7 protein-coding genes are annotated in these 12,966 nt (G+C 41.3%); 1 reads left to right on the forward strand and 6 read right to left on the reverse strand.

Annotated features, from left to right (window positions below; all coding sequences use genetic code 11):
- Window positions 1-14: 14 nt before the first annotated feature.
- Window positions 15-1,271 carry an efflux RND transporter periplasmic adaptor subunit gene (locus PP2015_RS09625; protein ID WP_058030069.1) on the reverse strand — a complete coding sequence of 419 codons (1,257 nt, stop codon included), beginning with the start codon at window positions 1,269-1,271 and terminating at the stop codon, window positions 15-17.
- Between the two features lie 185 nt (window positions 1,272-1,456).
- A complete protein-coding gene (locus PP2015_RS09630) occupies window positions 1,457-2,047 on the reverse strand; it encodes a CBS domain-containing protein (RefSeq protein ID WP_058030070.1) in 591 nt (196 codons plus the stop codon).
- 281 nt (window positions 2,048-2,328) lie between these two features.
- Here PP2015_RS09630 and PP2015_RS09635 point away from each other — a divergent pair, with 281 nt between their 5' ends.
- Complete coding sequence (locus PP2015_RS09635; protein ID WP_058030071.1) at window positions 2,329-3,288, forward strand: FHA domain-containing protein; 960 nt, start codon at window positions 2,329-2,331, stop codon at window positions 3,286-3,288.
- 17 nt (window positions 3,289-3,305) lie between these two features.
- Here the strand turns inward: PP2015_RS09635 and PP2015_RS09640 are convergent, their stop codons facing one another.
- The 4 genes from PP2015_RS09640 to recC all read right to left on the reverse strand — a co-directional run bounded on the left by PP2015_RS09640 (window position 3,306) and on the right by recC (window position 12,929).
- Window positions 3,306-3,818: an Mpo1 family 2-hydroxy fatty acid dioxygenase gene (locus tag PP2015_RS09640; protein ID WP_058030072.1), complete on the reverse strand. Its 513-nt coding sequence runs from the start codon at window positions 3,816-3,818 to the stop codon at window positions 3,306-3,308.
- Between the two features lie 333 nt (window positions 3,819-4,151).
- On the reverse strand, window positions 4,152-6,089 hold the full coding sequence (gene recD / locus PP2015_RS09645; RefSeq protein ID WP_058030073.1) for an exodeoxyribonuclease V subunit alpha: 1,938 nt from the start codon (window positions 6,087-6,089) through the stop codon (window positions 4,152-4,154).
- Window positions 6,089-9,658: an exodeoxyribonuclease V subunit beta gene (gene recB, locus PP2015_RS09650; RefSeq protein ID WP_058030074.1), complete on the reverse strand. Its 3,570-nt coding sequence runs from the start codon at window positions 9,656-9,658 to the stop codon at window positions 6,089-6,091. The genes recD and recB overlap by 1 nt, the downstream gene beginning before the upstream one ends.
- Window positions 9,645-12,929, reverse strand: coding sequence for an exodeoxyribonuclease V subunit gamma (gene recC, locus PP2015_RS09655; protein ID WP_058030075.1), 3,285 nt, complete (start codon window positions 12,927-12,929; stop codon window positions 9,645-9,647). Before recC ends, recB begins: the two co-directional genes overlap by 14 nt.
- Window positions 12,930-12,966 lie beyond the last annotated feature (37 nt).

The raw sequence follows: 12,966 nt of genomic DNA on the forward strand, positions 1-12,966 counted from the left end.
TAAACCTATTGATATTATTGTATTTTGACACTGCTATGAGATGCCCATGCGCTGGTGTCAGAGATAATAATTTGATCGCCTGGGTTAAGACCAGAAAGAATTTGAATATATTTGGCAGTACTGGTGCCAAGTTTGACTTCATATTTTTGTGCAAACGCACCGTCATTGGTCGTTTTGAACAAATCTACCGTACGGTTTTTTGGTGCAAATGCAGGGCGTTTCACATAAAGCGTATTTTTGATGTTTGTCACTTCAATGTAACCATCAATATTGAGATCTGAGCGCGCTTCCTTAGGTAGCTCAGAGATAATCCCCACCTCCACTGCCACTAGGCCATTTTCAGATAGCGGGGAAATGCGCTGCACTTCACCTGAGAGTTTATTAAAGCGGGTATCAATGGTGACAGGTTGACCCATCACAACGTCTTTAACTTGTATTTCTTGTACGTTTATCTCGGCAAATAGCGAACCTGGATCTATTACTAAAGCTGCATTTTCACCGTTATTAAGTTGTTGACCAAGTTCAATCGGCAGCTTTTGAACTATGCCTGAAATGCCCGCTGTGATAGTTAAGCCACTTACCTGCTGTTGTGCTTTTCTGAGGTTATTTTCGACCTGCTCAAGACGTGCTTGTCTTGCTAATTCACTGGCTTGGTAGTTTTGTTGCATTTTATCAGCACGTTTTATTTGTGCCTGCCAACGAGCATACTGTTGCGTAACCGCAAGTTGAGTGCGTTTAAAATCTAATGCTGACAATGAGCCTTTACCTTGATCTAGCAATGATTGCTCTGCATCAAGTTTTAATTTTGAGCTTTTGTAATTAAACTCTGCTTCCATAACAGCATTTTCAAGATCAAGTTGTTGAGCTTGTTGCGCAACTGCAGCCGCGTTATTTTCAGCCTTAATGGCTTTAAGTTCCCATTGAATTTTCTCTAGTTCACTCAGCAGTTCAACATTTTCTAACACCGCAATTTTCTGTCCTTGCACAACACTGTCTCCGGGTTTTGCAAGTAACTGTTGTACTCTGCCTCTTGATTGCGCTGCACTCCATTGCAATGATTTTGGCTTTAAAACCCCAGAGCCTCTTACTTCAATTTTGAAGTCTCCCTGCTTCACGTTAGCCATTTGTAATTTATCTCGTGCGACAAAATAAGAAGCATCGCCTAAAAACTGCTTTGATAGGTAAATCGCTAAAACGATTAAAGATATAACAGGTAAGTACCAATATCGCTTAATTACAGGTTTTGGTTGTGGGGTTCTCTTCGTATCCATAGCTGGCTCCATTAGTTGAACTGGGTAACTTAAATCAACTATCGAGCCAAGGTTTATCTTATTGTTATTTAATGATTTTTATATTTCTAAAACTGCAAGCAATGTTTTCTTGTGTCGAAACCGAGACAACTTATAAAATAAGAGTGTCTCAATTATGGGACACTCTTATAATTTCAAAATTGTTTTTAAGCGATGATTTCTTGGTGGTCATGGATAATTTCGAAAATCTCTTTAAATGAATGGGCTGTTTGAAGAATATTAACAGGAATATGTAATGCTCTGGCAATATCACTGGCTGAGATCATGCCTCTTAAGCTGCCTTTTTCATCAACTAATAAGATGTGTTGATGACCTAAACCTTTTAACGTTTCGAGTACATCGCCTATTTTAGAATTTTCTACCATTGAATAAGGCATCGCACGTAGATCTGATTTTTTTGTCATTAAATCTTCAACTGTTAGGTCACTTCGAGACTGATTTCGCTTTTGTGCTACTGTCAGTACTTTTCTACCGGTTAAATCACGAGAGTTGATGACTCCTAAAAAAGTATCATCATGATCTATGACTAACTTCGACCTAACATGGCCATTTACCATCATAAATAAAGCATGATCAACATCTACGTCTTTTAAAATAACTTGCGGCGTTCGTCGGGTAAAATCAGTCACTATCTTAAGTGCAGTACTCTTAAGATCTAATTTCTCAGAATCGAAGTGATCGCAGAATTGATACACACCTTTTAATTCAACTGTGTCTATTTTTTTGAATTCGCCCATTTGATACCTCATAAATCAACTTTTTACTTTATTGCAATAATAAAAATATGGTTCAGTAAAGACGAATTCGCAAGCTGGTGTAAGTGACTGTAATCGCATATTACAAAAAAAAAGCTTAGACTTGATCTGGGTTAATACAATTTGAACTTTCGATAAACTCTATTCGTTCAATGTGTGCATTAACAAGTTAAATCATATTGTGCTGAGCGACTTCACAGTTTAGTATCAGCCGATTGTTTCAACGGAAAAATTTTAGTTTTAATTAGGAAAAGGAAGCATATATGGCTTATCTCATTGATGAACAAAAGCTTGAAAAGATCTATCTAAAGAGCTATCACACCATTGGGCGATTCAAATACAACGTTGATACGCTTATTGATTCACCCGAAATCTCTCGCCATCACGCAATTATTGAACACACTCAGGGTAATTGGTTAATTCGAGATGTAAGTACCAATGGTATTTGGATCAATGATAAAAAAATAAGTAAAAACCTTCCATATCAGTTGTGCCTTAACGATAAAATTGATTTTGCCGCCCCTGGTCGAAGTTCTTTTGTTGTCGGCGATCTCAGCACAGATTGTCAGTTTTTGGTATCTCAATCAGATAGCAATAAAGTTATTGAAATTAAAGACCAGCTTCTCCTACCTAACGAGCAAGAAGCATCACATATTGCCTATTTCGATAGCATGCTTAATTATTGGTTCTTAGAAGATTTATTTACAAATGACAGACAAGTTTTAATTGATGGAGGGCTGATCAGCATTTTTAATGATCAGTGGCAATTTTACTGCTCAAGCCCGTCGACCATTACCAAACAACTTAAAAATGAGGTAGCGCAGAATATCGAGTATGCCTTATCTTTCAATGTTAGTTTAGATGAAGAGAATACCCACCTAACTTTAAACGTTGCAAGTAAAACATTCGATTTAGGTACACGCACTCATCACTATCTATTACTACTGCTCGCACGAACTCGTATTCTTGATAAACAAGCTGGCCTAGAGCCTGAATTACAGGGCTGGATGTACCGTGAAGAATTAACTAAAGCACTGGGAATACAGATGAACCATATGAATATTATGGTTCACCGAGCGAAAAAGCAATTAGCTGATGCCTGTTTAGATGTTTGTCCTGAGTTTGCTTACATGCTTGAATCTGAAAATGGTAAGGTCAGAATAAATTGTAACGACATTACCATCGTCAAAGGCAGTAAACTTGAGACCCGCATCTCTATCTAGAGCAAGCCTCAAAAGTGCTAATTTCTGTAGGGGCCTGCATGTTCAATTATGCGGGCTTCTAAGCTTTTAAGTAGGCCAAGTTTAAATAGTAACTCGACCACAACGAATAATGGCCCAACTAATAAACCTATTAAATCATCAACAAATGCTGGCTTTTTTCCTTCATAATAGTGCCCGATGAATTGAATTATCCAACCTACAACAAACAGCCCCGCAAATAACCCATAGAAACTCGCCGTTTGCGCGCTCATGCTTTCAAAAATACTGTCTACCCCCCAAAGCCCTAGTAAATATAAGCCACTCATGAGTAGGCCTAACTTAATATCTAAAGCTAAGTAAAACAGCATGGCGAGTATCGCAACAACTAATGCAGGGGTGATCAATAGACTGTTGACTGACATTAAAGGAAAATACAGCAAGCCTATTACCGCAAATACAATCAGCGGCACGCCCACAAAATGGGTTAAAATATTGCGCTCATCACGATGGTAGAGCGCATATTTAATTAAGTGTTGGTCTAATTTTTTCATTTTAGTTCTACTTATAAATAGAGTCTTAACACTAAATTAAAACCACACTTCTCGCCTGATTGTCAATTTATATCAACCTTCTTAATTAAGCGACCTATTTTGAGGCAAGGAAAATTTGTCGGTAACGCCGCTCACGCGTCCTGCTATCGCCGAGGTACCTACATCCATGTAGGCAAGGCGGAAATTTTGCTATTTAGTTGTTCTCGGCAATTGCTCCTGCATTGTTCTACCTTCTGCATCCATGCAGTCGTAAATAAGAAATTTTAAACGAAGTTAGCGTCCGTTTTAGTCCCTCAAAATGATTGAGTATTATTGAGGATTGGTATTCACGAACTAACTTGTCTGCAATCTTTGCCTTAAACCTGAACAACGTTGCAACTGTCTAGACATTGAAAGAGTTAAAACCGACATCTGTGCCACCAGCTCGAATTTTTGTTTTGCTCGCGTGATCCCAGTATAAACCAACTGTCGGTTTATACCTGAATGCGCCCTTTGCATTGGCGGCAATAACATTGCAGTATGAGCAAATTCAGAGCCCTGAGATTTGTGTATGGTCATGGCATACACCTTCTCGTGCCTAGGTAGTCTATTCGGGTAGAAGTCCCGTACATGACCTTGCTCATCAACAAACACAGCTTTTAAACTCGCCGATGCAGAACTATTTGATTGATAATTGACTAAAATACCAATATCACCATTAAATAAATTAAGTTGATAGTCGTTTTGGGTGATCATAATTGGCAAGCCTGCATATTGACGCTGAGTTAAATCGATTAAGCCACCTTGATGCAGTCTTTGTTCAATACGTTGATTCAGTGCGTTTACCCCGTAAGGCCCTTCTTTCACTGCGGCAAGTAACTGGTACTGGCTAAAAGCATGATGCACAGCTTGCACATCTTCCGCATTCAAGATGGGTTTATTTTGAATAAGGCGTAAATAATTTTGGTAGTGCCCTGCTGCTCTGTCGATTAACGCGTGATAGGCATCGTTACTAAAATCATATAATTCTAAATCTTCAAAACCATGTTGAATGGTCCGTTGTAAATGCCTCTGATCGTTATTGTTTACCGCTTGTGCCAACTGACCAATACCACTTTGAGCATTAAATCTATGGCTTTGTTGTAAGAATGCAATGTTGTCGCAAAGCAAAAAGTAACTCTGCTTTTCGTGCAATTTTGTCGCATTGTTAAAACAAATTTGATTAAGTACGTTTACACAGTTTTGTGAGTAATGGGGCTGCTCACCCAACTTTAGATGCTCACATAAATCCCCGAGCACATTACCGGTATCGACTGAGGCCAATTGATCTTTGTCACCAAGTAAGACTAGGCGAGCATGAGATGGTAACGCTTTGACTAATTTGCTTAACAAGGGCAAATCTATCATAGACGCTTCATCGACAATAAGTAGATCTAAGTGCAGCGGGTTTTGCTCGTTATGCCTAAAGTGATGAGTATGTGGTACGACCCCCAGCAAGCGATGAATGGTTTGCGCTTGCTCTGGCAACAAATCAAACAACTCACCATCTATCATGCCGCTTTCTACTAACTTTTTCTTTGCACCTATCATTGACTCTGTTAAGCGTGCAGCGGCTTTACCTGTTGGTGCAACCAGTTTAATACTCAGCGGTGCACTGCGATACAGCGACTGTAAAATTGCCAGCAACTTAGTAACTGTAGTGGTTTTACCTGTACCAGGGCCACCAGTGATCACACAAAAACGATTTAATGCGGCCATCGCACACGCCACTTTTTGCCAGTCGATATCATTTTGATCATCAAAGAAGTGATTGAGTAATTCAGTCAGTGTGTCTAGGTTCAGGGTCACTTTGTTATCATTCAATGCTTGGAAAGCTTCAGCAAGGCTTGCTTCGTAGTCAAAGTAACGGGCTAAATATAAGTTATTATTCAATAACCTCATTGGTTTATCGTCACCCACAGCTGCGTGTGACGCTAACGCTTTTATCGCGGCTTGTTTGTCTTCAGACCAAGGCGCGGTTAACACATTTTCGCCTTGCAATTTTGAAGGCAGAGCAAACGGATTTTGCCAGTCAATCTGCTCTAACTCCAAGCAGCTATGCTGCTGCCTTTGCGCTCTAAGTAGCAGCAAGATTAGATAAAATGCGTCATCAATTTTGGACGCATTGAGTAATTTCGCCAGCGCAATATCGCTGTGAAGCAGTTTTTCTTGCTCGATTAAAAGCGCAATAAAGCTTTGATGATCAAAAGGCGCTGTGAATGCGGGTTGAGCAAATAAATCGGTTTGTTCCATTATGTTGCTCCTTGTAAAAATAAGGCATCTAACTGTTCAAGTTCACTGAGAGATAGCTGTTTAAAGAACACTCCTTCTCCGTCACCCATGGCGCGTAAGAAAACATAATAGACGCCACCTAAATGGTGCTCTGGCTGATAGTTAGGTAAGCGTGCTTTAAGTAAGCGATGTAATGCCACGGTATAAATCATATATTGCAGATGATATTGATGTGCGTTCATGGCTTGCACTAGGTTATCGCTGGCGTAGTCGCTCGGTGCATCCCCTAAGTAGTTCGATTTGTAATCAAGAATATAATACTTGCCCTGATGCTCGAAGATTAAATCTATAAAGCCTTTAAGTAGCCCTTTGACATTATCAAATTTAAGGTTACTCGGATGCTGGGTGATGTTTGAGACAATATTATTAAGCGTCACTTGATTTAATGGCGCAAGAGGTAAATTAAACTCCATCTCCACTAAACGCTGTGCAGGCGTTATGTCTTTAAGCGCTAAATGACTATCAAGTTTGCATGCCAGACACGCTGATACCCATTGCTTGACCGGTGCTTGCCATTTCTCTTCAAAACCAAATTTATCCAGTGTCTGCTTTACTGCTTCCTCTAGTGTCAGGTTAGGTGATTGCGGCATTTCTGGCTCACTAAAATCAATAAGCTCAAAAATTTCGTGTAAGCAGCTACCCGCTTTAGCCCCTTTTGGAAAGGTGTAAGCATCTAGGGTTTCTTGGCTTTCTGCCAATGGTAGGTCAAGCAAGTGGTTTTCATCAATTGCACCTAATGGTCTGTCATCGTGATCTTGATGATAGGTTAACTGGCTAAAGCTGGTTGCTCGCCAATCGCGCTCAATATGCGCTGACACGGCTTTTACTGAGCACTCAATCGTCTGCGCTTGTTGAGTCGGTGTATAACTTTCGCTTGGCAAAGCATTAATACCAAAATAAGCGACCTGTAAATTTGCATCACTTGTACAAAGTGCGTCAAGTCGCGCATGCCATTGCTCTGCAGAAGTCATCAAATCTGGCGCAAAGAGCACGTAACCCAGTGCTGTGCGAGTAATACCTGGCTTTTTACTGCGCCCCTCGGCTAGGTTATACATGCCCACATCGCAGTGGTGTACAGCGCGTGTAAGGGCTACATACAGCAGACGAATATCTTCAGCTAAACGCTCTTTTTCAGCCAGTTGCATCGCGTCATCGGATTTAGATAGGTCATACACCAACGCGTCGTCTTTATGATAAATCGCTTCGCTCGCTTCACGATAGCCGCTAGCAAACGGTAGATACACTATTGGATATTCCAATCCTTTTGAGGCGTGCATGGTGATGATTTTAACTAGGTTCTCGTCGCTTTCTAAACGTACCTGTGCGGTATCGCTTAACGACTCGGTATACTGTTTTTCATACCAACGCAAAACCCGTTGTGTGCCTTCGAGTTCAATTTGCTTATGTTGTAAGAGCTCTGCAAGGTGACGGTAGTCCGTTAACCAACGCTCTACGTGATGGCCTTTTTGTTGCCACAGCAAGGGGAGGTCATTCTCAACCAACAATTGCTCAAGCATCGCCATCACGCCCTTTTTGTACCACAAAGCTTTTAGCTTAGAAAACTGTAACAAATACTCCTGCCAGGTTTTATGTACTACATGATTTTGAGCTGCTTTAAGGTTGTCTGATTCGTTCTGCAATGCAAAAATTTGCTGGTAATTCAAACCAAATAAATCATTAGCCAAAACTCCTCTTAATAGAGCTTCGTCGTATGGACCATGAAGCACCATCAAAAATTGCATCAAGGCTTGGCTAACTGGCTGCTGGAAAACACTCTCTCGAGCAAGATACACACTGTCTATGCCTTTATTGGTTAGAGCACGTTTTATCAAAGCCGCTTCATTTCTGTCTCGTACTAAAAAACAAATATCTCCTGCCGCCACTGGTGCGCCTGCAATTGTGGCTTCACCCTGCTGTGCTTGATTCAAAAGCGTCGCAGTTTTACTGGCATAAAGCTCAGCCAGCGCTGGATGCGCCACGCCTTTACTGGTGACCTCAGAGGTATCTTTTAAAACGCTAAAACACAATGGTGCTGCAGGCTCATTGCTTATCTCAAAGCCTTCGTCGGGCTTTTTGCCATTTGCAGCCACGGCTTCAAACGGAATGTCTTTATTATAGATAAAGCTATTCTCGTTTTGCTTGAAAATACTGTTAACTGCATCGACCACGCCTTTTGCAGAGCGGAAGTTAGTCGCAAGGGTATATTGATGTGTTTCTTGCACCTGCTTTTTGGCATGGATATAGGTGAAAATATCTGCCCCCCTAAACCCATAAATCGCCTGCTTTGGATCGCCGATCATAGTCAAAGTAGTCGTTTCGCGCGTGCCGTAAATCGATTGAAAAATACCGTATTGAATGGGATCCGTATCTTGGAATTCATCGATCATCGCCATTGGGAAAAGCGTGGCAATTTTCTCAGCTAATAGCTCGCCTTGTTCAGCAGTGAGTGCAGCATGCAACTGAGTAAGCAAATCATCAGGCGTTAAAACCCCCTGCTTTCGTTTTTGTTTTTCTAGTAAGGTCGCAACTTGCTTCGCCGCCTGTTGAACTATGGCCAGCGGTAACCCTTCTTGTAACTTCTGGTGTAGTGCAAACATCTCAGAAAACGATTTAAGCAAGGGATGCGACATCGGCGATTGCCCTTTCTTGTAATACTGACTGTCTGAAAGCGTTTCTTCACTCCACAAGTTGAATGAGTGCTTCGCAGAGCCAAATTCAAAATACCAACTATCCGATTGGCAGTAGTCAATTAAAGCCGCAATATTCGCTACTCGCCCAGGCGCTTTGTTTTTCGCAAGGCCCGAATTATCTAATGCAGTAAAGAAGTCGCTTGCTAACAGCGCACTTTTAAATGTTTGTGCTTGTTGCTGGTATTGCGCTTTAGTGGCCAGTACATCATCTAAGTCATAACTTGGTGTTATAGTGATATTACCCTTACTCAGCAGTTTACTCACTTTACTATTCAGAGATTGGGGGTTTGGCACATGCTCTAAAATAGTCTGAGTGGTATCGGTATCGAGCGGGTAAATAAAACTGCGCCAATAGTCTTTTACTGCTTGGTCGATTAAATCTGCACTGTCGAGTACAAACGTTTGGTTAAAGCCCATGTTCGATTCAAAAGCATGCTGTTTCAGCATTTTCTGGCAGAAACCATGAATGGTGTAAATCGCGGCTTCATCCATCGACTTGGCTGCAGCATCAAGTAACGTAAAAGCCTGCTTTTTGTCTTTAACGTCTTTTAACACTCGCAGAATGAGGTCGTCTTTTGATCCTTTACCGAGTAACACATCCCGCGCTTCGACAATGCGTTTTCTTACTCGGTCTCTGATCTCTGCAGTTGCCGCATCAGTAAAAGTTACCACTAAGATTTGCTCAACGTTTAATGGCGTGCTCTCTTGCTCAGGTACAGTCAAACCCAGTAAGCAACGTAAATACAAGCCCGTAATGGTGTAGGTTTTACCCGTCCCTGCACTGGCTTCAATTAAGTTTTGCCCAACCAAAGGCATGACTGTTGGATCAAGCATTTGCATATTTTTCTTCCTTCGCAAGGTCAATCAGTGTGCCAAATAACGATTTACTTAGGCTGACAAACTCAGCTTCGAAATCAAACAGGTTTTTAAAGTCGAGCGCCACATATGGGTTTTCACTGTCACCCATGCCAATATATTGGCCACCGTTAAATTTATTGGCCGCCTTATTGATGTCTTCAGTGAGCGCATATTCATAGCTAGATGCAACAAAGAAAGGTTGGGGACGGCTCATAAGCGAAATGTAAAAATTGACCCATTTCTGTAGCTCCGTTTTGGCCTCTTCTGCCTCCAATGGAGCAAAGCTAACTTGCTCGTCTAAACCATAAACAGAAGTCGTGATCGATTGGCCCATACAATTCGATGCGCAATGGTAAAGAAACGCACTAACCTTATCTTTGGCTTTAATACTCGCTGGGCGATAAAAGATTTGTTGCGACGCAAAGAGTTTATCGAGCCACCCTTGTAGTCTTATTGCACCGCAGTCGATATCAATTTCTACTGCTTCTGATTGTGATATGAGTGATGTTTTTAAACGCTCAGCTAGGGGGGTGATCCTTTGCTGTAATAGACCAAGTTGCACTTTACCGACTTCGGCTTGTGGCAAGTCGCCTCGTTGTAAAAGTTGCTCAGGGGCTTTTTCTGCTTCATTCAAAGAATCTGTCAATAATTCATCAAGATATTGATAGCGAGACAAGGCATCGAGTGCAAATGGTTCATCATCTTCTATCACTTCTTCCGTATTGTATAATCGCACACCCACACGTTGCTGATAAAACGCTACTTGTGGATTTAAAACGGCTCGGATCAACTGATTGATATCTAGCTCATGCTCCGCTGTATCAAACGGATTTGGCAGGCCTTCACTAAAGCTTGTGTTATTTTCATTACTCTGCTGCTCTTTGTAGACCTCTGAAATCAACCAAGTGGGGTTAAAGCTTTGTTGCTCGCTCTCAATATAATTTAACGAAGAAAATGGCTGCAGTGTGGCTTGATTTAATAAATGCTCAGAAGGTTTACACGCTTTACCTTCGATATAAAAACAACGGTCAATGTAGTCAATAAGTTCGCTGACCAAAATTGAAGGTACTTGCGGCTCGTTGTTGTAGCAAGAGCGACCTACGTAGCTCAGAAATAGTTGTTTTCGCGCACTCAATAATGCTTCTAAAAATAGATACCTGTCATCAAGTTTACGTGAACGGTCACCTTTTTTACGCTGACTTTGCGATACAAGATCAAAGCCTATAGGCTGAACACTTCGCGGATAGTCACCGTCGTTCAAACCAAGTAGACAAACGACTTTGAACGGTACAGCACGCATGGGCATTAACGTACAAAAGTTAACAGCTCCAACGAGAAAACGTTGCCCTACGCCTTTCTGTGCAACCCCTTGTTTAACCCAGTAACTGATAATTTCAGGGCTTACCGCTTCAAGCATATCTTTATTGTCAAAGTGGGTCTGTAAAGTATCAATCACTTTATTGAGCACTTGCAGATCCCAGCTTTGATCTGAATCTGGATGATAGAAGGTTTTTATCAGTGATTTGAGCTGTTCGGCTTTAACATTAAGGGAGCTTTGTTCACTCAAAATATTTTTGTGACTAATTAAATCATCAATAAAGTGAATCAGTTTACTGAGAGACTCAGTGGCCATACCCTCAACTTGATCGCTTGGGAAAATGCCTTCAAATGCTAAAGATTCATCGCTCATAGCAATGCCAAGCAATAAACGATTTAAGCCTTGTTGCCAGGTATTAAGGTGCATTTTAGGTAGTTCATGCTCGGCTTTATGCTCTGCGTTGATGCCCCAGCGTACTCCAACTTCTTCAAGCCAAAATCTGAACTGCTCAAACTCATCTTCACTACACTGATATTGTTTCGCAATTGGCTCAACCGCAAATAAATCCAAGATATCTGATACGCCAAAGCGGCTAAAAGGTAAATCAACCAAAGACAAAAATGAATTGATCACGGGTTTTTCTTGATCAATGGCTAAATCTGCCAACGAGTAAGGTATATATCGCTCTGCGGTTGCCCCGCCAAATACAGCCTCGATATAAGGACTGTATTTAGCTACATCTGGCATCATAACAATAAAGTCTTTCGGAGTAAGGCTTGGATCTTCGTGCATCAAAGCTAATATATGGTCATGTAAGCGTTCAATTTCACGAAGTGGCGTATGACAGTCTTGAAACACAATAGAGTTATCTTCTTCTTCGATAGGTAGTTGACCCTCATCGTTTATAAACCACTGTGTGTCTTCGACTAGGGTTTCGCCTTTAAAGGATAAATCGAAAATTTCTTTTTGTACTTTGCCCAGTAAGTTATCGCTAAAGTCTTCGACAAATCCATCTATCCATGAGGCGTCCAATTGCAGCAGCTGTTCAAAATAATCTCGACCTAACTTACCCCATGCCGATAAGAGCGGATTACCGATTTGGAAATATTCCCCTGATTGCGCTTCGAGCTCTGGATACTTTACAAATTTAGCGGCTATTTTAGCCTGTGTTTTTTCGTCAACCACGTCTCCCCAATAGTGCTCACTCGGATTGAACAAGAACAGCAACACATTGGTTTTCTGAGCTAACGCTTGGAAAATCTCAAGCTGACTACTTGGAATGGCGGACAGACCAAATAAACTTATTCTCTCAGGTAAGTGCTCCGCAGAGGCTTCAGCTAAGGCTTCGAGTAACATGCCATGCATGTTGGCACGGTGGTAAGGACTTTGCCCTAAATCTTCAGTTAATGAAACAAGCTTTCGCCATAAGTCAGGCTGCCATGGCGCTATAGAAACGTCTACATCCGGCAATTCATCCATGCCCAACTCCCATGTATCTAACCACTCGGGACGATACATTAAATATTGGTCGAACACGTCAGCAATTTTTTCACACAAAGCAAAACGCTTTTTGCCAGCTTCATCATCTTCTAAGTAACGTTTCAGAGGCTCATAAACAGGTAATCCGAGTTGCTCAGGCAACAACGTCATCAGCTTCCAAGTTAAATTCGCTTTGTTAAAAGGTGACTCTTTCGGAACTTGCGGTAGAAATGTCTGATATAGCTGCCAAATAAAGCTTGAAGGCAATGGAAAATCGAGTTGCGCAGCCAAACCTGAATGTTGGCTCACTCCCAGTTTTAACCACTGCGACATACCCGGTGACTGAACAAGGATAATTTCTTTACTAAAAATACTGTCTAGCGGCGCTGTGTCTAATACTTTATGGAGTTGCGATTGCAACGCCTCCATCCGATTTGACTGAATGATATGTAACATGATGACAAGCCTTTGCGTTCCAATGCATATGAAAAAA

The organism is Pseudoalteromonas phenolica (assembly GCF_001444405.1).
Lineage (GTDB): Bacteria > Pseudomonadota > Gammaproteobacteria > Enterobacterales > Alteromonadaceae > Pseudoalteromonas > Pseudoalteromonas phenolica.